This is a genomic window from Gardnerella sp. DNF00354, assembly GCF_049262755.1.
In the GTDB taxonomy this organism is placed as follows: Bacteria; Actinomycetota; Actinomycetes; order Actinomycetales; family Bifidobacteriaceae; genus Bifidobacterium; species Bifidobacterium vaginale.
On the sequence record NZ_CP058402.1, the window covers coordinates 727,901 to 752,860 of the forward strand.

General features: G+C 40.9%; 18 protein-coding genes and 1 tRNA gene. 12 read left to right on the top strand and 7 right to left on the bottom strand.

What is annotated here, in order from left to right; translation table 11 throughout:
• Positions 1-213: 213 nt before the first annotated feature.
• Entirely contained in the window at positions 214-1,110 is an 897-nt protein-coding gene (locus HXT24_RS02880; protein ID WP_004124626.1) for a carbohydrate kinase family protein, read from the top strand.
• 103 nt (positions 1,111-1,213) lie between these two features.
• Here HXT24_RS02880 and HXT24_RS02885 read toward each other — a convergent pair.
• Positions 1,214-1,290, bottom strand: a tRNA-Ile gene (locus HXT24_RS02885).
• 156 nt (positions 1,291-1,446) lie between these two features.
• Positions 1,447-2,145 carry an ECF transporter S component gene (locus HXT24_RS02890; protein WP_415683925.1) on the bottom strand — a complete coding sequence of 233 codons (699 nt, stop codon included), beginning with the start codon at positions 2,143-2,145 and terminating at the stop codon, positions 1,447-1,449.
• A 517-nt stretch (positions 2,146-2,662) separates the two neighbouring features.
• Here HXT24_RS02890 and HXT24_RS02895 point away from each other — a divergent pair.
• Positions 2,663-4,117: a bifunctional folylpolyglutamate synthase/dihydrofolate synthase gene (locus tag HXT24_RS02895; protein WP_285085234.1), complete on the top strand. Its 1,455-nt coding sequence runs from the start codon at positions 2,663-2,665 to the stop codon at positions 4,115-4,117.
• Positions 4,118-4,135: 18 nt separating this feature from the next.
• Here the strand turns inward: HXT24_RS02895 and HXT24_RS02900 are convergent, their stop codons facing one another.
• Together HXT24_RS02900 and HXT24_RS02905 are read right to left on the bottom strand one after the other, a co-directional pair.
• Complete coding sequence (locus HXT24_RS02900; protein ID WP_422119583.1) at positions 4,136-5,929, bottom strand: UDP-N-acetylmuramoyl-L-alanyl-D-glutamate--2,6-diaminopimelate ligase; 1,794 nt, start codon at positions 5,927-5,929, stop codon at positions 4,136-4,138.
• A 21-nt stretch (positions 5,930-5,950) separates the two neighbouring features.
• Positions 5,951-6,721, bottom strand: a complete 771-nt coding sequence (locus HXT24_RS02905) for an exonuclease domain-containing protein (protein ID WP_422119584.1) — start codon at positions 6,719-6,721, stop codon at positions 5,951-5,953.
• Between the two features lie 332 nt (positions 6,722-7,053).
• On the opposite strand from HXT24_RS02905, the gene galT reads away from it, so the two are divergent.
• Together galT and galK are read left to right on the top strand one after the other, a co-directional pair.
• Positions 7,054-8,394, top strand: a complete 1,341-nt coding sequence (galT, locus tag HXT24_RS02910) for a galactose-1-phosphate uridylyltransferase (RefSeq protein WP_422119602.1) — start codon at positions 7,054-7,056, stop codon at positions 8,392-8,394.
• Between the two features lie 82 nt (positions 8,395-8,476).
• Positions 8,477-9,754: a galactokinase gene (gene galK, locus HXT24_RS02915; RefSeq protein WP_353582604.1), complete on the top strand. Its 1,278-nt coding sequence runs from the start codon at positions 8,477-8,479 to the stop codon at positions 9,752-9,754.
• A 203-nt stretch (positions 9,755-9,957) separates the two neighbouring features.
• Here galK and HXT24_RS02920 read toward each other — a convergent pair whose 3' ends face one another.
• Together HXT24_RS02920 and HXT24_RS02925 are read right to left on the bottom strand one after the other, a co-directional pair.
• Positions 9,958-11,859: a DUF4838 domain-containing protein gene (locus tag HXT24_RS02920; RefSeq protein ID WP_422119585.1), complete on the bottom strand. Its 1,902-nt coding sequence runs from the start codon at positions 11,857-11,859 to the stop codon at positions 9,958-9,960.
• A gap of 5 nt (positions 11,860-11,864) precedes the next feature.
• Complete coding sequence (locus HXT24_RS02925; RefSeq protein WP_004124648.1) at positions 11,865-13,181, bottom strand: PTS sugar transporter subunit IIC; 1,317 nt, start codon at positions 13,179-13,181, stop codon at positions 11,865-11,867.
• Positions 13,182-13,527: 346 nt separating this feature from the next.
• Here HXT24_RS02925 and HXT24_RS02930 point away from each other — a divergent pair, with 346 nt between their 5' ends.
• Genes HXT24_RS02930 through HXT24_RS02945 form a run of 4 tightly spaced genes read left to right on the top strand, consistent with a single transcriptional unit; the run spans position 13,528 to position 17,832 of the window.
• A complete protein-coding gene (locus HXT24_RS02930) occupies positions 13,528-14,868 on the top strand; it encodes an extracellular solute-binding protein (RefSeq protein ID WP_016828786.1) in 1,341 nt (446 codons plus the stop codon).
• Positions 14,865-15,818, top strand: a complete 954-nt coding sequence (locus HXT24_RS02935) for a carbohydrate ABC transporter permease (RefSeq protein WP_020760554.1) — start codon at positions 14,865-14,867, stop codon at positions 15,816-15,818. Before HXT24_RS02930 ends, HXT24_RS02935 begins: the two co-directional genes overlap by 4 nt.
• Positions 15,815-16,672 carry a carbohydrate ABC transporter permease gene (locus HXT24_RS02940; RefSeq protein ID WP_004113011.1) on the top strand — a complete coding sequence of 286 codons (858 nt, stop codon included), beginning with the start codon at positions 15,815-15,817 and terminating at the stop codon, positions 16,670-16,672. The genes HXT24_RS02935 and HXT24_RS02940 overlap by 4 nt, the downstream gene beginning before the upstream one ends.
• 47 nt (positions 16,673-16,719) lie before the next feature.
• The gene (locus HXT24_RS02945; protein WP_020761758.1) at positions 16,720-17,832 is read left to right on the top strand and encodes an ROK family transcriptional regulator; all 1,113 of its coding nucleotides are present in this window, start codon (positions 16,720-16,722) and stop codon (positions 17,830-17,832) included.
• Between the two features lie 155 nt (positions 17,833-17,987).
• On the opposite strand, the gene galE is transcribed toward HXT24_RS02945, so the two are convergent.
• Positions 17,988-18,998: a UDP-glucose 4-epimerase GalE gene (galE, locus tag HXT24_RS02950; RefSeq protein ID WP_004113007.1), complete on the bottom strand. Its 1,011-nt coding sequence runs from the start codon at positions 18,996-18,998 to the stop codon at positions 17,988-17,990.
• Between the two features lie 736 nt (positions 18,999-19,734).
• Here galE and HXT24_RS02955 point away from each other — a divergent pair.
• From HXT24_RS02955 to HXT24_RS02970, 4 genes are all read left to right on the top strand, one after another.
• Complete coding sequence (locus HXT24_RS02955; RefSeq protein ID WP_422119586.1) at positions 19,735-20,994, top strand: hypothetical protein; 1,260 nt, start codon at positions 19,735-19,737, stop codon at positions 20,992-20,994.
• Between the two features lie 513 nt (positions 20,995-21,507).
• On the top strand, positions 21,508-21,981 hold the full coding sequence (locus tag HXT24_RS02960; RefSeq protein WP_116692690.1) for a helix-turn-helix transcriptional regulator: 474 nt from the start codon (positions 21,508-21,510) through the stop codon (positions 21,979-21,981).
• 39 nt (positions 21,982-22,020) lie between these two features.
• On the top strand, positions 22,021-22,809 hold the full coding sequence (locus HXT24_RS02965) for a zeta toxin family protein (RefSeq protein WP_165847584.1): 789 nt from the start codon (positions 22,021-22,023) through the stop codon (positions 22,807-22,809).
• Positions 22,810-23,356: 547 nt separating this feature from the next.
• Positions 23,357-24,745, top strand: a complete 1,389-nt coding sequence (locus HXT24_RS02970; protein WP_422119587.1) for a hypothetical protein — start codon at positions 23,357-23,359, stop codon at positions 24,743-24,745.
• The last annotated feature ends 215 nt before the right edge of the window (positions 24,746-24,960 follow it).

Here is a 24,960-nt window from a genome sequence, read left to right on the forward strand (position 1 = left end):
CCACTTTTCTTATAATTTCGGCGGAAAAGTGGCAACTAACCGTTGAGTTTTAAAGTTCAAAATCCTAAAGACCAAATTTATCTAATCTTAACGCAATAATGTTGTTATATCGCTTTGTTATAACAACATTATTTTATTATCGGCGTGCTGCGGGTAAAAATGTTGAATCAACAAGTTGTAGCCAAAATCATTGATGCTCTTGAAAGGAATATAATGACTAAGCCAATCGTTCTTTCGCTTGGAGAACTACTGTGGGATTTGCTCCCACAAGGAAAACGAGTTGGAGGTGCTCCAGCCAACTTTGCGTATCACGCGCAATGCAATGGAGCAGAAAGCTATGTTATTAGTGCGGTTGGAGAAGATTCTCTCGGTGATGAACTTGTTGAAGAAGTTAAAAAAGCAGGGATTAAGCATGTTATTCAGCGCAATGCTTGGCCAACTAGCACAGTAGATGTGGAACTTAAAAATGGCATTCCAGAATACACGATTGTGCGAAACATTGCGTGGGACCATATTGTTTATACGCGAGAACTTGTGGATCTTGTTAGCAAGGCAGACGCGATTTGCTTTGGTACTCTTAGCTTAAGATCGCAAGAAACGCACGACACTGTTTTGCAGCTTTTAAAGCACGCTAAGCCAGGAGCTATGAAGTTCTTTGACATTAACATTCGTAGCGATCATTATTCAAAAGATTTGATTGATGCTCTTCTTAAAGAAGCTACTGTTTTTAAGCTTAACGATTCTGAGCTGCTTCTTCTTAGAGACATGTTCAATATTCGCGAAACTTCAGACAATGAGGCTTGCAAATGGTTCCAGGCGCGCTATGGCTTGGATTATGTGATTTTGACTGGCGGATCTACTTTTAGCACAATCTTTACTAAGACGGGAGAAAGCTCCACATATCCGACCCCTCATGTGGAAGTTAACGACACGGTTGGTGCTGGCGATTCGTTCTCTGGTACTTTTACTGCAAGGATTTTGGCTGGCGATTCGCTTAAAGACGCGCATCGTGCTGCAATCAACACTGCTGCGTACGTTTGCACTCAAGCAGGAGCATGGCCAGAGTACCCGAGCGAAATCCCAGACTATCTTTCTAAAGCAGGACTGTAGTCTGTAATAATATAAACAAAAAGCTTCAACTTGTAAGATGAATTAGGTAATTCCTAGAATCAAACGAGTTGAAGCTTTTTTATACGCCATTAAGGCGATTATCTGGTGGGGCCTCAGGGGCTTGAACCCTGGACCGGCGGATTATGAGTCCGCTGCTCTAACCGACTGAGCTAAAGCCCCACGCTAACAAAGTCAGCAACGACTAGATTAGCACACACCCATAAACGTTTAACACGCTATGCAACACTATTCATATACAATTCGTATTGCAATGCATACTTATGTGCTCGCTAGTCTAGTCGCTATTTTAGTCGCCAGCTGTTTTAGCTCGAATAATTATGCTACTGTAGATTGTCCTCTTCCAGAAGCGAAATTACTCAAAGCTCCAGTCTTACGAACTGCAACGAACAAAATCCAAGGAACAATTCCAGCAATCACAAGACCACTTATAATCTCACAAATCATGTGAATTGTTAGATAATTTACAGACTTACCTTGGTAGATTACGAACATTAAATAAATACCATATTCAATAGCTGTAAGACCACCAGCAATAACGCTTAATGTAAGGTTATACTTCTTATATTTGGCAATCGCAAAAGGAATTTCACTAAACACGGCTTGCAAAGCAGCAGAAGCTAAAACCATAAATGCGGAGAATTGTTGACCAAGAATATTTTCGAATACAGCACCAAGAACATTAACATAAATCGCAGCACCAGGCTTACGAATTAAAAGAAGAGCAAGAGGACCAGACATGTACCAAACGCCATGCAAAATGCTTCCAAAACCAGGTAAAATCGTTCGCAAAATAGGTGAAATCTGGGAGAAGAACACAATAGTAAAGCCCCAGTAGATTACACCAAACAAAGCAGCTAAAGCAGCTCCAAGTGATATATCTGCCACTCGCCAGCGAAGACTGCTAATTATTGTAGGCGTAACTTCTTCTTGATTCTGAGCCTTGTCTGTTATAGGCGTGCTGGATTGCGTGTAATTTGATTCATTATTTGATTCATTATTGAAAATATCACTCATAAGAGTCCCTTAACTACTAGACGCTGCGTATTGTAATTTCTTTAAAATCGTCTCTTGACCTACGCAGCCTGGGCGGAAACGACATCGAGTACTCTACCATTTAGTTTCCACTAACACGCCTTTTTGAATAATTTTTTGTATAATTTGTAACATTTTTTACTATTGCAGAAATTTATAACGCGTTATAAAGTCGCTTACGCGACGCCAAGCAAGGAATATCGCTCGCGTTGCAAATGTCTCGTGAGCGAGACAAATCTAACGAATTTGAGCCAAAAAACGTTACAAATGTCTCATCAATGATGCAAATATAACAAAAACAGCCAAAAACTGTTACATATGTCTCGTGAGCGAGACAAATATAACGAATCTGTAGTGCATTTCTACTTCGACACGCCGTAAAGCAGGAACAAAAACACTACAGTTACTAATCTAGATAGTTGGAAAAATGAGCATAAGAATGTCGCATATAACGAACACAGCGTATGGCGAGAGTTAAATCAGGGGGAGTGCAAACAAAATGTCTATGGAACATCCAAATAGTAACGGCGAGCGCATTATTGATGTTGAGCGTGATATCATGCGACGCGCTCCAGAACATAATAAGACGAATCTTGATTTAGACAGAATGCGCCTAATACTTGATATTTTGGGACATCCAGAGCAATCGATGCACGTAATTCACATTACTGGCACCAATGGCAAGGGATCCACGGCTCGAATGGCGGAGGCGATTTGCCGCGCGTACGGTTTGCGCACAGGTCTTTACACTTCGCCGCATTTGCAACGCGTAAATGAGCGAATCATGATTGATGGCGAGGAAATTAGCGACGACCATTTCGTTGACGTGTATGATCAAATGAAAGACATTATAGACATGGTTGACGCTCGTATGGACGCTGATGGTAAGCCGCGCATGAGCTTTTTTGAAGTGCTTACAGCTATGGCGATTTGGGCTTTTGCCGATGCTCCTGTGGATGTTGCCGTGATGGAAGTTGGCATGGGTGGCGAATGGGACGCCACTAATGTTATGAATGCTGATGCTGCGATTATTGGTCCTGTAGACATGGATCACATGCAATGGCTTGGAAACACGGTTGAAGAGATTGCGCGCACAAAAGCGGGCATTATTAAGCCAAATTGCACTGTGATTTTGGGGCCGCAGCCACACGAATCGCAAGTTTTGCCGATTATTCAAGAGGTGGCAAATCGCAATAATGCCAAGCTTTTACGCGACTTTAGTGACGGCAGTGGCGAGCTAGAGGTTATTTCGCGCACTCCAGCTGTTGGCGGTCAAGTTGCCACTTTGCGCACGCCTAATGGCACTTATGAAGATGTGCCGATTGACAAGTTTGGTGTGCATCAGGCGCATAATGCGCTTGCGGCGCTTGCTGCTGCGGAGGTTGTTCTGCCTGTAAATGGCGCTTTGGATGGCGATTTGGTTGCCGAGGCTTTGAGCCAAGTTAAGGTTCCTGGTCGCATTGAGCAGGTGCGCACTTCTCCGACAATTATTATTGACGGCGGCCACAATGTTAATGCTGCTGAGTCGCTTCGTAAAACAATCGAGGAGAATTATAATTTTGAGCAGCTTATTGGTGTTGTGGCAATGATGGCAGATAAGCAAGTTGAAGAATACTTGGGTGTTCTTGAGCCGATTTTAACGAAGATTATTGTGACTCGTAACTCTTGGCGTGATCGCGTTATGGATCCAGAAGATTTGGAGAAGATTGCGGTTAACGTATTTGGCAGAGATCGAGTGATTCGCGTTGACGATCTTCCAGACGCTATTCAAGAAGCTGTGAATCTTGTTGACGAAGACGATGAGCTTGGAGTTGGATACGGACATGGAGTGTTGATTTGCGGCAGTTTTGTTACAGCTGGCGACGCTAGAACTATGCTTATTGAGCGCGTTAATCCAGACTTGAAGAAGCCTAAGGATCAGCGCGCTAATATTCATCCAAACATTGCGAATTGACTTTAGCTAAAGAGGTGCTTAGCTAAATAAGCGTTTAATAATAAACGAATCTCCCTCGTAAGGAACATGCTTGTTGTGCACCTTTATCCAGCGTTCGTCGCCCTTTCCGATAGCAAGTATTATGTTGAGTCTGTTGTTCTCTCTAGCATCTTTTCTTGCTTCTTCAACACTGTATTCAATAGCTTCAGCTCTGTTTATAATAATTCGCGATTCAACGTTTGGATTGGTTACGCAAGATTGCATGTATTTGCAAATATCCATTTCGTCTTCGACATTTGTGTCTTCTTGAGTGAACACAAATTGGTTGATTCGATCTTGTGCAGCTTGAACTATTTCTTTTCTTCTGTCAACGGCTTTGTCTCCCGTGGATCCTGTTACAAGCGTGATTCTAAGATCATTGTTACCGTATTTGTCGTATACGAAGTCGACAACAGATTTTGTGGAAATGTAGTTGTGTGCGTAATCTACTATGGCAACTGTATTGGATTTTGTGTCTTTAAAGACTTCCATTCGCCCCGATATTTGAACGTTTTCTATAGCATGTAGGGCTTTTTGATCTGTGTTTTCATTTATGCCTAATGCGTTTGCTATTGCGATTGCTGCAGTGGCGTTTTCGTAGTTAAAGTCGCCTGCGATTTTTAGATTGAATTTGTCTATAGTTGTGTAATTAGGTACGAATTGTTTTTTGTTTTTCTTGCTTTCGTTGTCTAAAACAGCAACATAATGTTCTTGCGCGTCTGATGAAACTGGCATTGCTACATATTTTGTCCAAATAAGTTCTGGGTATTTTTCGCTTTTTTCGTAAGGGTGAATGTCTGAATGATCGCTGCATGCTGGGCAGTTGCAGATGTTTTCGCCCATTTCTTCTTTTCGTACTCTTGAAAATGTTGTGACGTCCACGTATTCGTTTTGTGCGTCTTGGAGTATTAAGTCTGCGTGAGCGCAGTCTGCATTGAGTATAAGCGCGTCAGTGTTTTTTACGATTTGGCGTTTGCAATACAGGTAGTCTTCAAAAGTTGGGTGTTCTATTGGGCTTATGTGGTCTGGGCTTATGTTTAGGAATGCTGCCACATTAAAGTGTAGTCCGTATACTCGCTCTACTTTGTATGCTTGTGATGAAACTTCCATGACTAGGTATTTCATACCGTTTTTTACGGCTTGGCTCATCATGCGGAATGCGTCTAGGCTTTCTGGTGTAGTCAAATTAGATTCAACATATGTTTTTCCATCTAAGCAATTGTCAACGGAGGAGAATAGGGCTGCTTTGCCTTCAGAATGTTCGTTTAAAATTGCATGAGTGAAGTAAGCTGTTGTTGTTTTTCCTTTTGTTCCCGTAATTCCAATAACTCTAAGTCTTTCTTGTGGGTTTCCAAAGAATTCTGATGAAAGCAAGCTCATTGCTTTACGAACGTCTGTTACTATAAGTCCTACTGCATTGGTGTAATCCGCGTAACTTTGCTCGGCAACGTATGTAGTTAAGCCATTTTTATCAGCGTCTTTAAGATATTCTGGCTTAAAATTGCCTTTAATGAACAGAAGAGTGTTTTTCTTAATATCTCGTGAATCGTATGTTATGTGGTTGTATGTTTTTTTGTAGTTTTTAAAATCGTCCGCGTTCATAGACCAGATTTCGTTGCGAATATGCACGAAATCGTTGTTTTCTATGTTGTTTTCTATGCAGTTGTTTTGTTCGTCTGAGTGTTCAGTATTAGTCTGTGTGAGTTTTTGGATAATTTCTCGTAGAAGTCTGTAATTTTTTAAAATTGTGCTTGCGTCTAGCATGTTTAGATGAAGATTTGTTTTTTCGCTCATTTTGTTCCTCTTGATTTTGAATTATAGCCAGTTTCCGCTGCTAGCTGGTTTTCCTTTGGATTTTAGCCATTCGTCGAAGCTGTTTTTCCACTTTGTATACGCTTTGCGTTGCCATGTCATTAAATCGCATAATTCAAGATTTGCAACATCTTCATGCAATTCGCTTATAGGCTTAATCAAGTCTACTGCGGCTACAGTGTCTGCTGTTGCGTCGTGAAAGTCTCCGATTGGCTCTACGCCGTAGAATTGTGTTGTATGCGTAAGTGTTCGCTTGCCTGTGCGCTTAGAAACAGCGCGGTCTATAACTAATGGGTCTACTACAAGAATTTCTCCATCGTTGATTGTGCTATTCGGGCGATTGTTCAGGCTTGTTAAATCCCATTTTTTTAAATCATGCCTTAGCATTTCAACGTCGAAAGGAGCGTTGTATGCAAGCAGTGGAATATTTTTGCTCTGCGCGAGGCTTACCGCCGCAGCCAATGCTTCGATTTCCGCCGTCGGTTCCCCACCGTTTTCTTGTAGGAACTCGTCCGTAAATCCGTTGACTTGGCTTGCTTTTGGATTAATTGGCTTGTGCGGGTTTATTAGCCAAGTTGCTATCACGTCATTGTGAGTCTTATTTTGTGGGTTTCTGAGCACAAGAGTTGCTGAACAAATGGAGTCTTCGCCGAGAATTGCGCCCGTTGTTTCTGTGTCGAAACCGAGCAGGAAGGATTTGCTGAGTGGCGTTTTTTCGCTTTGCTGCTGTGTCTCGTTTAGCGCTTCCATAAGCTCGTTAATGTTGTTTGGCATAGTCTTAATCGTAGAATGCGCTGCAGACCCTGAGTTTGTGTTAGTAAATGGTGGATTGTTATTTTTTGTAATGTTGCGTCTATGAGTTATTTAGTGCGAATTTTTGCAAAATATGTAATAAAATGCCCTCAAAGTACACAATTATATGATAGAATAGCATCAAGAACGCTCGTTATGTTACAAAAAGTAACATTTTCTGAGAGTTGAGATGTGCTTTTTGTTTAGGAGTCGTTGTGGATTTACCTTTGCAAAAGCAAAGAAACAAAATAATAAATACAAAATAACAAAATAGCAAAAGATTCAAAATCAAGAGGACAAAGGTGTATATGAACATGGACATCAATGACGGACTTAACAACGCTCAAAATCATCAGAATGCTGCTGATAATAATAATGGCGAATATTCTTATAATTCTTATAATTCTTATAATTCTTATAAGTCATATAAGCCAGGAGAGTATGCTCGTAATCATATTCGCATTACTGCAACGAAATTGTCTGACGGTCGTGACTTTTTCTATCTTGATGATAGTCCAGATTATGTTAGCGGTCTTAAAACGCGCGAATTGAAAGATCCTCGAAAATTAGCGTATAGGTTTGCCTCGCATATTGATGCGGATGGTAATGAAGTGCAGTATGCAGCTCCGCAAATGCGTCAAGATCCTCTTACTGGAGACTGGATTCCTATGTCTACAGCGCGCATGAATAGACCAATCACTGCTGGCCCTGGAGCGCTTACTAAGGGCAATCCGCTTGCCGCTCGCAAACCTGGTTCTGCATATCAAGATGGGGAAGTTCCAGACACTGATTACGATGTTGTGGTTTTTGAAAATCGTTTTCCATCCATGGTTCAAGTTCCTGGTGTAAGCCGTGAACCTCATTATCTTAATGGCAATCCACTATGGAAACAGGCTCCTGCAGCTGGGCGTTGTGAAGTGATTTGCTTCGGACCAGACGAAAATATGTTACCGGCTCAATTGCCAGTATCTCGTTTGCGAACTGTAGTAGAGGCGTGGGCTTTTAGAACGGCTGAAATTAGCCAGATTGATGGAATTGAACAAATATTCCCATTTGAAAATCATGGTGCAGAAATTGGCGTTACTTTAGCTCATCCTCATGGTCAGGTTTATTCTTATCCGTTTATTGCGCCTAGACTTGAGCAAGAATTGCGACATACTCAAGCTTATTTTGAACGCACTGGCAGTAATTTGTTGAAAGATTTAATGCTTTCGGAGATTGATAATGCTTCGCGCATTGTAATGAGAAATCACAGTTGGGTGGCATATGTTCCAGCTGCAGCGCGCTGGCCTCTAGAGGCGCATGTTGCTCCAGTTAGAGATGTTCTTTCTTTGGATCAGCTTGATGACCAAGAGCGTTGGGATTTGGCACAAATGTATTCAACATTATTGCGTCGCGGAAACGCATTCTTCGATAAGGGAGATGGATTGGGAATGGATCTTCCATATATTGCAGCATGGCATCAAGCCCCATTGCATGACCCTCGTCGTGAAAATTATCGTCTTAATTTGCAATTCTTCTCATTCCGCAGAGATGTTAACAAAATCAAGTATTTGGCTGGATCTGAGTCTGGTATGGCTGCGTGGGTTTCAGATACTACGCCAGAACTTATTGCACAACGATTCCATGAACTCGGTGCGGTTGATTTAGACTAGTTAGACTAGTTAGGCTAATGTTATTAATTATATTAGTAATATTAAATGTTATTATGATTTGTGAGTACAAAGGAGTGCTATTATGCCAGTATCATTTATTGAAGCAGTGAAGAATGATGATGGTGCTAGACAAGCAACATCACTATTCAGCGAGACTTTTGGCGAATATTGCAGAATGCGTTTGCAAGATAATGGTGGAGTGTGGGCAAGTCCTGGACGAGTAAACATTATTGGTGAACACACGGATTATAACGAAGGATTATGCTTGCCTATCGCTCTTCCGCATCGCACTTTTGTTGCGTTGCATCCTAGAAGAGACACAAAAGTTAGAGTAGTTTCAAGCGTTAACCCTATGTCAATCGAACAAGCGGATCTTGATCATCTACATGCTGGAGATGTAAAAGGTTGGGCGGCATACGCTATTGGGGTAGCGTGGGCATTGCGTAAAGCAGGCTACTTAAAGGTACGTGGTTTTGATGCTGCGTTTGTTTCATGCGTTCCGCTTGGATCAGGCTTAAGTTCTTCTGCAGCAATGACATGTTCTATTGCGCTCGCTTTAAGTGATGCATTTGACTTAGGATTATCGGATTCGGATGTTGGGCGTGTGCAGCTTATTCATGCGGCGATTATGGCAGAGAATGAAATGGCTGGAGCTTCAACTGGAGGCTTGGATCAAAATGCTTCTTTGCGATGTGTTGAGGGCAATGCGCTTCTGTTGGACTGCAAGAAAGATTTGACGCCATTACAAAGCGTGAGCCAGCAGCCGTTTGATTTGGCGGCGAATAATCTAGAACTACTGGTTGTAGATACTTGCGCTCCTCATCAGCTTAATGATGGTCAATATGCTGCTCGTCGAATGATGTGTCAAGAGGCTGCTCAAGCGCTTAATGTGTCATCTTTGCGTGCTGTTGCTGATTCTATTTCTAATAGTGGGGATTTACAGCAGACTTTACAAGATACTCTTAATCGAGTGCAGAAGCTTGGTGGCGAAACAATGATGAGAAGAGTGCGTCATGTTGTTACGGAAATAAATCGCGTTCGAGAGTTTGTTGAGGCTTTCCATAAAACAGACATTACTCTTGCGGGAGAATTGATGAACCAGTCACATAATTCATTAAGAGATGATTATGAGGTTACTGTTCCAGAACTCGATACTGCTGTTGATGTGGCTCGCAATGAGGGAGCTTATGGCGCTCGCATGACTGGCGGCGGATTTGGTGGCTCCATTATTGCTTTAGTTGATACTAATAGGGCTAAGCCGATTGCTCAGGCTATTGCTGATGAGTTTGCAAAACGTGGTTTTGCTGCTCCGCGCGCTCTTTCGGCTGTACCGTCATCAAGTGGTGAGCGAATTTTGTAGTATCTGCATTAAATGGTGTATGCCTTAAGTAGTATCGCCTTAAGGATTGTGTATAAATATTGTGCATAAATAGCATATAACGTATAAACAAATAATATATAAACAAAATGTGCCTTTGAAAGTCTCTACTTGTTTTTCAACCTGTAGAAACGATCAAAGGCACTTCTTAATGGTAATTTATTGATCTTTTGGATTATTTTTGATTAAAGCTTGAATCCAGCGTAGTTTTTAGCTACTTCGATTACTCTGTAAACATCAAGATTCGGTTGAATATTGTTTTCTTCCCTTCTAATAAAATCAAGGAATTCGTACCAATATTGTTGGGCTTGTTCGTTGTGTCCGCAAGAAATTTCTCGCAATGCTTGGGAAAGTTTCTTAACGTATTCACGATGCCAAGAGAGAAGCAACCATTCGTCAGCAATGTGTCCAGTTTCATTACTTATTTGTTTAGAAATAGTCGTTACCATTGAGTCCGCTAGGCAAGCAATGGCATTGAACTGTTCACTTTGCTTTAGATTAATTCTTTCACCAATGGCGTTGAAATAATCGCATGAAGAAAGGTAAGAAACGGTTTGCAGCCAATCTACAGCAGTTTTCCAACTATTGCCATACAGTGATGCAAAGTATTCTTGCTTTATATCATCGTAAGTGCGCGTATTGTTCCACAGCATGGATCCCATAACATAATTAGGGAAATTATGTGGGAATCCTGCTCGAAGCTCTTGGCAAGAAATGTAGCCATCTAATCCTAACTTACTAAGATGTGCAATATCGCGGTAAATAGTTGAACTTATAGCCATGTATCCTAAATCGCCATAATGTGCTCGTCCGAGTGGATAATCGTACACAAATCCATCTCCTTGGAAGGCTTTTTTCCAAGAAAACAGGTAGCTTAGATTTTCTTCTAGCGAGTTCGGCATAACTGTATTGTTGCGATTATAGGCTTCAGTTTGTGGAATACCATTCTTGTAGTCAACGTCTGCGTAACTTTTTTCAAACGTTCTACTAATTGGCGCAAACATCATGGTAAAACGTTCTGGATTAGCAATTTTCGCATGCTCTGGCGCAAACAGTAATTCGTGGTAAAGCAAGAAGCAAATATGAGTATCCAAACCTTTTTCCGTAAGTTTTTTGTCAAGTGCGTTAAGAAAATCAACGTACTGATCGGAAGGGAATGTCTTTTTGCATTCTTCACATTCACAAATATTGTTGCAAGCGTCAGAAAGCCATACGTGCAGATAATCTACGTCTGAATGTTCTTGAGCATACGATACAACAATATCAACAAGTTGCTTAGTTACTTCTGGATTTGCAAAATCCAGACTCGTTAATATTGGAGCGCCGTTAAACAGTTCTCGTTTCCCTGCAATTTCGGCTACTAGTGGTTTCTTGTCTTCTGGAAGACTAACGCCTGACTCCCAGCCATATTTTGAGGAGTATCCTAGAACTTCACCAGTCCAACCGTGTCCAACTCTATGCTGAACAATACCGCGCTTTTGCATTGCTTCATCAACAGAATCACTCATTTGTTGCGCAATATCAATGCTGAATGGCTCTTTCTCTTGATATGGATTAAACTCGTGCTCATACCAACGTTTGAGGAATGGGTAAGGGTTTTCAAATTGTATAAAGAAGCTATTCATGCCAATTTTAGGAAGCCAATCAATGAAATCGACTATGTTCTCAATCTTGTCGGCTCCTTCGATGCATACACCTCTATGAGCAAAACTTGCCGTTTCATCAAGTTGAATATTTGCCTTTTCAAAGTCTTCTTCGCTAAGAGAAGGTAGTATTTCGTTGCTTCTTCCTGGTCTTAGGAATCTTGCTCCGAACTCGTAAGCAAACCTGTAAACGGCAATTAGTAGTGCTACATCTGTATTAGTGTGAATTGAGATTTTTGCGCTAGTTACTTTCAAGCTAAAAGCATCTTTTAGATTCGCACGTTGCTTCTGCTCGTCGGATAAAAGCTTGAAATCTGCCTCTTCTAGTGTGCTTGCAGGCGTTATTTTCATGCCAAACATTCTTTTGCAGAGGCGTTCCATCTCATTGTAAATAAATTCACTAGTATTAGGATTAGCTTGAACATATAGTGTCTTAGACAACATGTTAATTAATCCTCCTTAGAAGTAGCGCTGTTCTTGCTATCCATTAAATCCTTTTCAGCCTTAGAATGAGCTGCGTCTGCTGCCTTGAAGAATGGGAAGTAGATTATAAAGGATAGTACTACAAGCAGTGCTTGTAATACAGCACCTTGCCAGCTTCCTGTAGCAAGGAATCCGCCGATGATTGGTGGAGTCGTCCATGGTAGTGCGACACCAGTGGTGTAAGGAACTAATCCTATTGCCATAGCGCCGTATGTTACTACAGCATTGATGATAGGCGTAAAGATGAATGGGAAGATCATAATAGGATTGAGAACGGTTGGGAAGCTGAAGAGGATAGCAGTGTTGATGTTGAACAATGCTGGTATGCCTGAAATGCGACCCAATGTTTTGTATTCGCGGCTCCTTGAGAAGAAGAGAAGGCAGAGCGCAAGACCGATTGTTGCTCCGCCGCCACCCATGTACACGAACAAATCCATGAACGGTGCAGTGATGATGTTAGGAAGCGCGTGGCCAGCTTGCAAAGCAATACGATTGGCGTCGGCTTGCTGAAGCCAGATTGGGTTCATAACAGAACCAACAACTTGACCGCCGTTTACGCCGCAGAACCAGAATACGGAGTTGAGGAGTACGGCAACGAATGTTCCTGGAAGTGTTGCACCAATAAGAGCTAATGGAGTTCCAACTATAATAGCGAGAAGATTATTGAGGCTGCCAATTCCTGTTACTTGCAAAACTTTTGTCACTATTGCAAATAGAACAATTATTACTGTTCCTGGCACGAGTGCTGCAAACGAATGTCCAACAGCTTCTGGAACGCTTTTTGGCATTTTAATTGTGAATTTACGTTGAATAAACTGGCGATATATTTCTGCGGTTATGAAGGCTATAACAATTGCTGTAAATAAACCTTTTCCGCCAATAAGTCCGTAAGGAATGCCGTTTGCTCCTTCTTTACTTGCGATTGGTGGAGTTACGAGAAGGAATGCGCCGATTGCAAGAACTCCTGCAGAAGGTCCGTCTGTTTTGTATGATTCTGCAAGTCTGTATGAAATTCCAAATGCGGTTGCTAGACCGATTAATCCAAAGGAATTGTTTGCCATAGTGCTAAGTAAAGCATCTAATTCGCCGTGTGTGTGAAGCCATTTGGTCCACGCTTCAATAGGGAAGCTTCCAATTAATGTGAAAATGGAACCAATAAGTACAAGAGGCATTGCCATAAGCACGCCTTCACGCAATGCTTTCAAATGCCGTTGTGCTGCGACTTTTTCGCCAAACGGCGCAAGTTTATTGGACAAAAAATCCATCATTGTATTTCTAGCCATTTTTATCCTTTGTTTGTTGTTCATCAATGAACTTTTTGTTTGGCTTATGTTATGTATAGGGTTCTTCACTGAACATATTTAGTTCGCTTTACTTTCTAATTATTGGTTAAAAAATAAAGTATATCTATCATCGCATTTAAATTATCAAAAATCAAACTTTGTCGTCGAATCGTTTTAATTCCAACGGTTATGAGCGTGTCGCTCTTTGTCTTATAAACTATTTGATTCATTTTTTGCATGTATTTTACAAAATTTAATAAGTGCGGAAATCGTACTTATGAAGGTGTAGAATAGTAATACGGCTTAAGCAATGGTGCGAAGCCAAATATGTTTTCAAGGAGCGCGCATGAGACGAATATACGGAAAGTGTACTGCTTATGCGGTTATTACGCTAGCAATGGCAATAATGCTTAGTGGATGCTCTATAGGAGCGCCAACAAGCAGCGTATCTTCCCAATCCTCATCCAAAAATGGCATAACAGTGTGGGTTATGCAAGACGATTTTACAAAAGAAACACTTAACGCAATCAACAAACAGTTTGAAGCACAAACAGGCGTGCGAGTACATGTACAAGTTCAGCCCTGGGACGGTATTTCTACAAAACTTACAACTGCATTATCTACATCTCGTCCGCCAGATGTTGTTGATATTGGTAATACAAAAATAGCGGATTTTGCAGCAAGTGGAGGATTACTAGATATAACAGAACACGAAAAAATGCTTTCACAAGGTAAACGTTGGCTTAAAGGATTACGAGAGCCAGCTATTTATAAAGATAAGCTGTATGCTGTCCCAGCATTTGCAGCATCTAGAGTTGTTATTTACAACAAACGCATATGGTCTTCAGCTGGAATAACAAATCAGCCAACAACTTTTACTCAGCTGATTTCTGCACTTAACACAATAAAACAAGCTCACAAAAATGAAGCGGATTTTAGTGCAATGTATCTTCCAGGACAAAATTGGTTTGCTGGAATGCAATTTGTTTGGGATTGTGGTGGAAGCTTAGCTTCATTCAATGGAATGCAATGGCATTCGTCCGCAATAAGTAAGAAAACCTTACAAGGACTTAAAAAATGGGCAGATTTTCAAAACGCGTTTTCAACAGAAGCATCAAGATCTGCAGAAATAAATAATCCTGATCAAGCGCAAATACTAGCTCAACAAAAAGCTTCAGCAGTATTGACAAATAGTGCAGCTGTTACAAAGGCAATCTCAATTAATCCATCTCTTTCTAGAAAAGATTTTGCCACATTTCCAATGCCAAGCGTAAAGGGTAAGGGTATACAACCTTCTGTTCTTGCTGGTTCAGACTGGGCAATACCGTCTAGAAGTAGCAACGTTGCGTTGGCATTAAAATGGATACGCATTGCTGCAAGCCCTTTAATTCAGCGTAAGTGGATCGTGGAACACGATGGTTGGCTTCCTAATAGTATTGACTTGTTGGATGAATATTTACATTCTCGCGATTTAGACGAGGTGCAAAAAGGATTCTTCGAAACAGCTAGAGTATCTCAATCAACTCCTGCAGCTCCTGGATGGTCAACTATCGAAGCAGATGGTTCTCTCAAAGAATTATTCGCTTCATCTGCTATGTCTGCAAAATCTGTTTTGCAAGCAGCACGCGTATTTCATGACCATGCACAAGAGATTTTCTCTCATAATCAGGTTGGTGGTGACTTATGAGGCTCCTAAAAGTTAGCAAAAATTATAGTAGTAAATCTGCTAGTAAATCTGCTAGTAAAAGTGCTAGTAAAATAGTTCCAGCTCTAATGCTACTTCCAGCTTGCATATTACTTATAGTGTTGGTTATTTTGCCTCTACTTATGCTTGTTGTAGCATCTCTTAGCAATTTTAATGCTAGATCGTTGTTCACTGGAGAATTCGAGTTCGTTGGTATTCAGCAATATTTAACTCTTTTTGCAGACAAAGGATTCTACTATTCTCTAGGAATCACAATTGCTTTTGCTGCATTTCTCGTTATTACTAGCGTGCTCATAGGGATGTGGGTTGCGCAAACCATGTTTAAACAATCTGCAGTAGTAAGGGTGATTATGTCCATTGTTCTTGTAGCTGCATGGGCAATGCCTAATGTTGCTGCTGCATTAGTGTTTAAATGGATGTTTCAACCTGGTTATGGAGTAGTAGGTTGGCTGTTAACTCAGTTAAAAATTTTTGGCAATATTCGCAATCTTTCGTGGACTAGTAACACGAATTTAGCTTTTTGCTGTATTGGATTAATAATCGTATGGCAGGCTGTTCCATATATTGCTATTACCTTATATGCTGCACAAAAGCAGATTGCTCCTGAATATGCTGAGGCTGCGGCAGTTGACGGAGCTTCAAAAACGCGTATATATTGGCAAATTACAGTACCTATGTTGGCTCCACAATTAACGGCTATAACCATACTTTCTTGCATATGGGATTTCAACGTATTTAATCAAATATGGTTACTTACTCAGGGTGGTCCTCGTGAATCTACTGCAACCGTTGGAGTTTTTACATATAAGAAAGCATTTATTAATTTTTCTATTGGACAAGGCTCTGCAATAAGCGTGGTAACTACTCTGATACTCTTTTTTGCCACGGTTTACTATATTCGACGACTTCTAAAGAATGGTGATGAGCTATGAAGATAGTTACCTTATTGGATTTGCTTCGTAGGCGTGTTACATTGAATAAAATTATTAACACGTTGCTTGCTTTTGTGTTTATTATTGTATGGATTTTCCCCGTGTATTGGATGTGTGTTACGGCATTTTCACCTCGAAACGAAGTTCTACAATCCAAGCCAACTTTGTTACCGAGTCACTGGTCGTTTGAACATATGCATGATGCTTTTTCTTCTGATTCAATGCTTTCATATGCTTGCAATAGTCTGTTGGTAACAGTGTTGAGTGTAGTTATTGCGGTTATTGTAGCGTTTTTGGCTTGTGCTGCTTTAACTATGCACGCGTTTGCTGGCAGAAAGCTTATTATGGCTGCTGTGATTGTTGTGCAAATGATTCCAGCAACAGCAATTCTTATACCACAATTCATTGTTTTCAATCGTTTTGGAATGCTTGATACTTACGTTGGTTTAGTTTTAGCTTATGTTACTGCTGTGCTTCCAGTGGCAATTTGGAATTTGCGAGGATTTTTCTTAGCTATGCCAATGTCTATTTTTGAATCAGCTCGCGTTGAAGGTGCTAGTGAATGGCAAATTTTGTGGAGGATTACATTTCCGCTTGCAGCTCCAGGGATTATAGCAACATCAGTATTTGCTTGTATTCACGCATGGAATGATTATTTAATCGCGTATACTTTTATGAAAACTCAAGAAAAATACACTCTTCCTGTATGGTTGGCGTCATTTGCTACACCTTCAGGAGTTGATGTTGGTGCTCAGATGGCTGCATCTCTGATTTTCTCTGTACCAGTGATTGTTTTCTTCTTGATTATTCAACATGGTCTTACGTTTGGTTCTATGCAAGGCGCAATAAAATGATGAAAATAAATAATTACCTAGTGTGGGAATCTTAGGAGAAACAAAGAATGAAAGACTCTGATGATTCGCGTAATAGATTGATCTCATTTACGCCAGAAGATATTCGTAAGAAGAATCGTTGTAATGTTTTAAATCTTCTTTACTCAAATTATATTCTTTCGAGATCTGATGTGGCAAAATTAACTGGTATATCTAAATCGTCTGCATCCGCAGTGGTAGAATCCTTGATTTCCGACGGTCTTGTAAAAGAAGGCAAAACAAAGTCTGCAACGTGCCCTGGTAAGCCTGCAGTTTTATTGCATTTATGCGAGAATTCTAGGCAAATAATAGTTGTTGACATTGCTGGAGAGAATACGATTGTTGGAGCTATAACAAATCTTGTTGGAAAGGTTATAGAGCGTATCCAAACTCCGATTCGTTTAGATGACAAGCTTTCTGTAGATGATATTGTGTCTTTAATCGTTGATTTGCGTAAAAAGACTACGGCACCACTATTGGGAATTGGTATCTCATCTCCTGGAGTTATTGACGATGAAGGGAAAATTCTGTCAGCACCTCATCTAGGTTGGAAAAATGTTACACTGGCGGATGATTTGCGAAAAATATTTAATGTTCCAGTTCGTGTTGATAATAATGCTAATGCTGCAGCCTTGGGAGAAAAACAACTTGCTAATGGATCGAGTAATTTAATATACATACAAATCGCTCGTGGTGTTGGTGCAGGAACGCTGATTTCCAATAAGATTGTTGACGGCGGAAAATTTACTGCAGGCGAAATTGGACATGTTGTTGTTGACGAAGATGGTCTTTTATGTCGTTGTGGTAAACGAGGATGTTTGGAAACGCTTATATCGATTCCGCGTTTGCAACAGCGTATTGCGGATGCTCCATCGGAAAAAGATAGGATTATTACTCAGGCTGGAACTTCTTTGGGTAAGATCTTAGCCATTCCTATAGCTATGAATGGTATTGAAGATGTGGTAGTAAATGGTGATAGCAGTATTATTAACGATACTTTTATTGCTAATATGCAGTTTGCGATTAACAGCAGGATTGATAGCAAACTATTTGGGGCTGTAAGAGTGCGATTCCCAGCATTAAAACAAGATGCGTCATTGCTTGGAGAAAGTGTAGCTGTTATGCGAAGCGAACTTTGTTAATTACTGGCTGGTTGGCAATAATGCAAATTTAAATAATTATAAATAATAATGTAAATAGCTCCTTCGTTTATAAACATATGTTGCGATTTAGATTCATATGTTGCGTTTTACGAAGGAGCTATTTTGTTTATGTATCTTTGTTTATGTATTTTGTTTTAGTCTTGCTGCTTCCAAGTATCAACGTCAATATGATGTTCTGGATTTGCTTGCCAAGCTTTCCATGCAGATTCAACTATGTCTTGCACGTTGTATTTTGCATGCCATCCCATTTCTTCGTTGATTCGCTTCGGGCTGCCAATTAGCTGAGGTGGGTCGCCAGCTCTACGATCTAGAATTGCCTCTTTAAATGGCAATTTCGTAACTTTGCGAATCTCTTCAACAATCTGGCGCACTGATGTGCCTTTTCCGGTACCAACGTTAAACGCATCGTACTTGCGCTCGTCGCGATCCAAGTATGATAATGCAGCAATGTGTGCATCTGCAAGATCGGAAACATGAATGTAGTCGCGAATGCAAGTGCCGTCTGGAGTAGGGTAGTCGCTGCCAAAAATTGCAGGCGCTTTGCCTTTCTGTAAACGTTCAAGAAGCATAGGAATAAGGTTCAGTATAGCTGGATCTTCTAGCTCAACAGGTCCGCAGCCTGCAACGTTAAAGTAGCGTAGGGCGCAGAAGCGAATGCCGTATGGTTTTTCACATGCTCGTGCCATCCATTCGCCGAAGAGCTTTGTTTGACCATATGGGTTAATTGGAAGCATTGGCACAACGTCTTCTGGAACAACCTCTACAGGAGGCTCGCCGTATGTTGCAGCACTAGACGAGAACACGAGTTTTTTTGCTCCACTTTGTCGCATAGCTTCTAAAACATTAAGCATGCCGTTTATATTCTGCTGATAGTACCAAAGAGGCTTTTCTACAGATTCCCCGACCTGCTTGCGCGCTGCAAAGTGAATAACGGAGTCAACATTTTCATCCTTCATGATTTGTGCAAGTCGCGCACCAGCGTCTGGAGAAGATATATCCATTCCATAAAGTCGCGCGCCTTCGATGCGAGTTGGTTTGCCATAGCTAAGGTCATCCACTACGACGACGTTTTGCTTGGCTTGATGTAGTGCGTGAACAACGTGTGCGCCAATGTACCCGCATCCACCTGTTACAAGGACTGTCATTTTGAAGCCTTTCTTGCATGTTTTACGCAAAAGTATTGCATAAGATTTGTTATACGAACTTGTTGTATAAGGTCGCTATATATAAGGCAAAAAATCATCATATAAAGCAAAAGCTGAAATAGAAAGATTGAAAAACATACAGATTGTGATACGCACATTTTCCATCAGTTCTGTGTTCATTTTTGCTCATATATGTTATCTTTTGTGATTTTAGTATACAACACTTGCTCGAGAATTTGTACTTTTACAGCAAATTTTTAGAAGCATGTGTGAATCTAGGTGTGTGCGATTGTATTGTAGCGTGGTGTTGGTTTGACGTTGATGTTGTGTTGGTGCAGTGTCGGCGTGTTGCGTGTGTGATGTGTGTGGAATGTTGATTTTTCAATGGTTTTATAGTGTTAGTGTTCTTGTCTGAGTAGTTTCCTGAGAAAAGTCTGGGAAAATTCTTTAAAAACCTTGAAACAATGTGTTTTTACGGTTTTATTAGTGTTAATCCACAAATATTATGGTGAAAATAGTTTTTATTGTGGATTAGTTTGTGTGTAACATTATTTTTTTCTGTTTGTTTTGTGTGGTTGCCTCTTGACTTTTTTAAACGGGGGGGGGGTATGTTAATAACAGCTGCTAGCTAGATGCTCTAGATGGTGGTTATCCACAATGTTTCGGAAATGTTGTTGGATGTTTAAAATTTCTCTTCGCGTGTTTTACGTGGAGGAGAAGAAGAAAGGAAATTAAAATGATGAATAAGAAGGCTATCGCCGCTTTCGCTGCTGGCGCAACTTTGCTTGCCGGCTTCGCAATGGCAACCCCAGCAATGGCTGAAGAGACTCCAGTACTTTATGTGAGTGTTGCTAAGGCTAAGACTGCTGCAGCTTACGAAGCTTACACTAAGGCTGATGCTGTTCTTAAAGGTATGACTGTTTCAGCAGCTCCTGCAAAGGATTCTGAGGCTGAACATTATACTGTTACAGTTTTGGCTACTGGTTTGTTGCAGAATAATGCTGATGCATCTGAAGTCTCACATGAACTGTATGAGAAGGTTCAGAATTATGTAACTGCTTATAATAATCATGTGACTTCTAAGAAGGCTTTTGATGAGCAGACTCAAAAGGTAAATGGTCTTTTGGCTGCGTATCTTGCTGCTAAGGCTGCTGAAGCAAATGCTGTTCCAGATCCAGTAGAGCCAACTTTGGCGGAGAAGCAGAAGAAGGCTATTGCTGATGTTTATACTGCTAAGCAGAAGGTTGATCAGGCTGAGAATGATTTCGCTCATACTCATGAAGCTTTTGTTGATGCTGCTAAGAAGTTGAAGGCTGCTAAGGCTGAGCTTGCGGAAGCTCAGGCTAAGTTGGATGCTGCTTTGGCTGCTGTGGAAGATTTCAAGGCTTCTGGTGTTAAGGATGATGCAAAGCTTGAGCGTCTTGTGACTGCTTACAATCGTGCTGTGGCTCATGTGAAGCGAGTTAATGATATTGTTCTTGCTGCCAAGAGCAAAGCTTACGGAGAAGCTCAGGAAGCTAATGATAAGGCTCAGGGTGCTTATAATAAGGCTGTTGAGGCTTACAAGGCTGCTTATAATCATGCTGTTGAGTTGGATGTGAATCCTGATCTTCTTCCAAAGATCACGCTTGTAGATCCAGCTTCTGATGCTTTCCCAGAGCTTTCTGAGGCTAAGAAGATTTATGATGATGCTTTGAGTGGTAAGTTTGGTGCTGCTGCTCAGAAGGCTGTTCAGACTGCTGAGGCTAAGGCTAAGGCTGAGGCTGGTAAGAATGCTCCAGCTGCTGCAAACGGTGCTGCCGCTGCTGCTGCTGGTAAGGCTGGTGCCGCTGCTGCTGCTAAGGGTGAGCTTGCTGGTATGGGTGCCAAGGGTGGCCATGGTAAGGGCAAGGCTGGCGAGCAGCTTGGTAATGCTGGTGTTGGTGTTGCTTTGACTGCTTTGGCTGCTTCTATGCTTGCTGGTATGGGTGCTGCTGTTCGCAAGATGCGTCACTAAACTAAAAGCACGTAAGTGTTATCGGTGAGCGTGCTGCGTATTTTTCAGTGCGCTCACTTCTATGATTTTGCTCTCAACTGTGGTAGTTTTCTTTGATTTCTGTCACAAGTTTTCTTACAGGATTGTATTACTGGTTTTTACTGTTTTGCTTAATTTCCTTTTTTCGCAGTGGATTCTGGTGATGCTGGTTTTGTTAGTTGACTGTTGAGGGTAATTAGCAGTGCTGTTTTTGCTAGGGACAGTAATAGTGCTGTGATTATTAAGGGCTTGGAGATAGATGCTACTAGGGGCGTCAACTCTCCGAGCCTTTTTGTTTTCTTTAAATCTTTTATTTTCAATTATTGAGCAATTTAATATTTTTGTATGTGTTGTGAGAGTTTAAAAATTTTGTAAAGAATTTGCACCAAAATTGGTGCCTAAATGTTTTTTGTTATATGCTTATATCATAAATAAAGCTTAAATCTTAATTTTGAATTAATTGTTATTGCAGATTTTTTATAAAAGGGCGTATATATGGTTTCTGTGAATATTCGAGCACTACGTCGCTCAAAAAAATTAACTCAACAAGAGTTAGCTGAAGCATTAGGAGTATCTCGTAATAGCATTGTGCGATACGAAAATGGTACAAGTGCTATTTCAACTAGGTTAATAGATAAGATTTGTAATAAATTCAAGGTTTCTCTTTTTGATATCGTACATGAAAAAGAATTATCTGCATCTGATAAATACGATTTGAATATGAAGATTGAAGTTTTAAAGGAGCGTGGCGCACTTTTACTGGCTCGTTTATATAAATACGAGGATAGTATGAATATACAATTTGATGATTCTTCTAATGCATGGATTGCAATTAGTGATGATTTATCAGATGTAATTAATACAAAGATTTATACATCTACAAATTTTGAAGATATAAATCGTTATATCGGATATTTAGATGGCATAGAACGCTTGCTTGAATACGTAAGTTGCAATAAAAATAGTTAACAATCGTATAGAAAAAATATGGGTAAGTGTGATTTTGCTATGGTTATAGAAGATTTTAGCGAAGAGTATTTTACTCACTGTTTGTTAAGAAATTTACGTTCTTTACAAATGTATAAGCATGCAGATTTGCATCCTAAGGCGGTTTTACTGGGTGGACAAAGTGGTGCTGGTAAAACGACCATTCATGTAATAAAACAAAAAGAATTTAACGGTAACATAATAATCCTTGATGCTGATAGCTATAGGACTCAACATCCTTATTATTGCGAGTTGCTTGATAAATACGGTAAAGAAAGTGTTAAATATACGAGTGCTTTTTCAGCAAAAATGGTGAGAAGCTTAATTGATGAGTTAAGTTCTAAAAAATATAATCTCATAATTGAAGGTACTTTGCGCAGTGTTGAAGTTCCTAGCAGTACTGCGAAAATGTTGATAGATCGTGGTTACCGTGTTTCTCTTGCTGTCATCGCAACAAAACCTGAATTGTCATGGATCAGTACGCTGATTCGCTACAGGGAAATGTATTTGGAAGATCCTAAAAGTGCTAGGGCAACTCCTAAGGATCATCACGACAATATTGTGAATAATATAGTAGATAACTTGTTGAAATTAGAAAAATCGAAAATATTTGACAGGATTCAGATTTACAAGCGAGACGAAAAATGTATATATGATTCTGATTCGTATAAAAATAGTCCAAATATTACAGCAGCTAGTGTTCTTAAGGAAGTACTTTTTGGCAAGAAAACTATTGATGAGAAGAAGTTGATTTGTCACGCTAAGGATAGGTTGAAGGAATTAGACAAGTTGATAGATAAAAATTTGTAGGATTTGCAGAAGCTTGCATTAGTGTGGTTGATTTGCGCTAGTGGTTATTTTGTAGTGTTTGTGTATTTTTGCCCGCGTTTGTTTCTATTTTGCTCAAAAAGGGAACAAATGCGGGAATCTAGTTGTGCGCGATTGTATTGTAGCGTGGTGTCGGCGTGTTGCGTATGTGATGTGTGTGGAATGTTGATTTTTCAATGGTTTTATAGTGTTAGTGTTCTTGTCTAAATAGTTTCCTGAGAAAAGTCTGGGAAAATTCTTTAAAAACCTTGAAACAATGTGTTTTTACGGTTTTATTAGTGTTAATCCACAAATATTATGGTGGAAATAGTTTTTATTGTGGATTAGTTTGTGTGTAACATTATTTTTTTCTGTTTGTTTTGTGTGGTTGCCTCTTGACTTTTTTAAACGGGGGGGGGTATGTTAATAAGCAAACGCTAGCTGCTCCTAGTTTTGGCTGGTGTTTAAACCACTATCCATGTGTTGTGGATTGTGGAGCAAATTTTTCTCTGCGCCCCTAACGCAGAGGAGAAGAAGAAAGGAAATTAAAATGATGAATAAGAAGGCTATCGCCGCTTTCGCTGCTGGCGCTACTTTGCTTGCCGGCTTCGCAATGGCAACCCCAGCATTCGCTGCTGAAGGCCCAAAGCAGGAAACCTGCAAGGTTGACCAGACTAAGGTCGATGCTGCACAGACTAAAGTTGATGAGGCTACTGCTGCTGAACATACTGCTGCTGCTAATGTCAGGAAAGCACAGGCTAAGGTTAATGCTGCTGCTGCTCAGTATACTGCTGTGAAGAAGCTTAACAAGGATAGTGAAGAAGCTGCTGCAAAGTACACTCTTGCTACTACTACTGATAAAGCCAAGTATTCCGATGATCAAAAAGAGGATTTGAAGAAGGCTAAGGATGCTGCTGCTGAGGCTCTTGCTAAGGGTTTGAAGGATGCTTACAAGGCAATCGAAGGTAAGGATGCTACTGATCAGGCTAAGTATAATGGTGTAGCTGATGTTCAGGCTGCACGTAATACTGCTTCTGATGAGCTTGAGGCTGCTAATGATGCGCTTACTGAAGCTAAGACTAAGTTAACTTCTGCTCAGGCTGATCTCGATAAGGCTCAGTGCAAGGCTGCTCCAGCTCCACAGCCTGGTCCACAGAATCCACCTGTTACCCCAGCTCAGCCAGGTTCTAAGACTGAGGCTATTAAGAATGTTCTTGCTAAGAAGGTAGATGTTGATGCTGCTGAGCACAACTTCGCTGAGAAGAAGGAAGCTTATGCTAAGGCTGCTGCTACTTTGACTGCTGCTAAGGCTGAGCTTGATGCTGCTGAGCATGATAAGGCTGTTGCTGCTCAGAATTTGTCTGATTTTGAGGCTTCTGGCGTGAATGATTCTGCTAAGTTGAAGAGCTTGAAAGAGGCTGTTGCTCGTGCTGATGCTCATGTAGTTCGTACTACTACTGCTTTCAACAAGGCTTTAGCTGATTTCAATGATGCTAAGACTGCTGATTTGGCTGCTCAGGCTGCTTACAATGCTGCTAAGGATGCTTATGATGAGGCTTACAATGCTGCAATCAAGCTTGGTGTGAATCCTGCTTTGCTTCCTTCTGTGACTGCTATTGACCCATTGTCTCCTGCTTTCCCACAGCTTGCTCAGGCTCAGAAGATTTATGCTGATGCTTTGGCTGGTAAGTTTGGTGCTGCTGCTCAGAAGGCTGTTCAGAAGGCTGAGGCTGCTAAGGCTGCTGCTCCAGCCGCCGCCGCTGGTAAGGCTGGTGCCGCTGCTGCTAAGGGTGAGCTTGCTGGTATGGGCACCAAGGGTGGTAATGGCCATAAGGCTGGCGAGAAGCTTGGTAATGCTGGTGTTGGTGTTGCTTTGACTGCTTTGGCTGCTTCTATGCTTGCTGGTATGGGTGCTGCTGTTCGCAAGATGCGTCACTAAGTTAAAAGGCTTGCGTTGAGCGTGTGATACGCGTGTTGTTTTGCTTCGCGCGTATCACAAGCTTTCAAATAGTAGCTCGGGTTTTCGTGTGGTTTGCCGAAAATTTCCTTTTCTTACCATGTGGAGTTTGGGCTGCTGTTTGATTGTGCTTGATGCTTGTTGCTGGTTGGTTGTTTCCCGCTAGGGACGGGATTCTTCCTTCTGGTTTTAAGGGT

Excerpts from the sequence above, each read along its gene's own strand:
- HXT24_RS02890 (WP_415683925.1), bottom strand. The coding sequence starts at position 2,145 with ATGAGTGATATTTTCAATAATGAATCAAATAATGAATCAAATTACACG.
- galK (WP_353582604.1), top strand. The coding sequence starts at position 8,477 with ATGCCAGTATCATTTATTGAAGCAGTGAAGAATGATGATGGTGCTAGA.
- HXT24_RS02930 (WP_016828786.1), top strand. The coding sequence starts at position 13,528 with ATGAGACGAATATACGGAAAGTGTACTGCTTATGCGGTTATTACGCTA.
- HXT24_RS02955 (WP_422119586.1), top strand. The coding sequence starts at position 19,735 with ATGATGAATAAGAAGGCTATCGCCGCTTTCGCTGCTGGCGCAACTTTG.
- HXT24_RS02960 (WP_116692690.1), top strand. The coding sequence starts at position 21,508 with ATGGTTTCTGTGAATATTCGAGCACTACGTCGCTCAAAAAAATTAACT.
- HXT24_RS02935 (WP_020760554.1), top strand. The coding sequence starts at position 14,865 with ATGAGGCTCCTAAAAGTTAGCAAAAATTATAGTAGTAAATCTGCTAGT.
- HXT24_RS02940 (WP_004113011.1), top strand. The coding sequence starts at position 15,815 with ATGAAGATAGTTACCTTATTGGATTTGCTTCGTAGGCGTGTTACATTG.
- HXT24_RS02905 (WP_422119584.1), bottom strand. The coding sequence starts at position 6,721 with ATGCCAAACAACATTAACGAGCTTATGGAAGCGCTAAACGAGACACAG.
- HXT24_RS02970 (WP_422119587.1), top strand. The coding sequence starts at position 23,357 with ATGATGAATAAGAAGGCTATCGCCGCTTTCGCTGCTGGCGCTACTTTG.
- galT (WP_422119602.1), top strand. The coding sequence starts at position 7,054 with ATGGACATCAATGACGGACTTAACAACGCTCAAAATCATCAGAATGCT.
- HXT24_RS02900 (WP_422119583.1), bottom strand. The coding sequence starts at position 5,929 with ATGAGCGAAAAAACAAATCTTCATCTAAACATGCTAGACGCAAGCACA.
- HXT24_RS02895 (WP_285085234.1), top strand. The coding sequence starts at position 2,663 with ATGTCTATGGAACATCCAAATAGTAACGGCGAGCGCATTATTGATGTT.
- HXT24_RS02945 (WP_020761758.1), top strand. The coding sequence starts at position 16,720 with ATGAAAGACTCTGATGATTCGCGTAATAGATTGATCTCATTTACGCCA.
- HXT24_RS02880 (WP_004124626.1), top strand. The coding sequence starts at position 214 with ATGACTAAGCCAATCGTTCTTTCGCTTGGAGAACTACTGTGGGATTTG.
- HXT24_RS02965 (WP_165847584.1), top strand. The coding sequence starts at position 22,021 with ATGGTTATAGAAGATTTTAGCGAAGAGTATTTTACTCACTGTTTGTTA.
- HXT24_RS02925 (WP_004124648.1), bottom strand. The coding sequence starts at position 13,181 with ATGGCTAGAAATACAATGATGGATTTTTTGTCCAATAAACTTGCGCCG.
- HXT24_RS02920 (WP_422119585.1), bottom strand. The coding sequence starts at position 11,859 with ATGTTGTCTAAGACACTATATGTTCAAGCTAATCCTAATACTAGTGAA.
- galE (WP_004113007.1), bottom strand. The coding sequence starts at position 18,998 with ATGACAGTCCTTGTAACAGGTGGATGCGGGTACATTGGCGCACACGTT.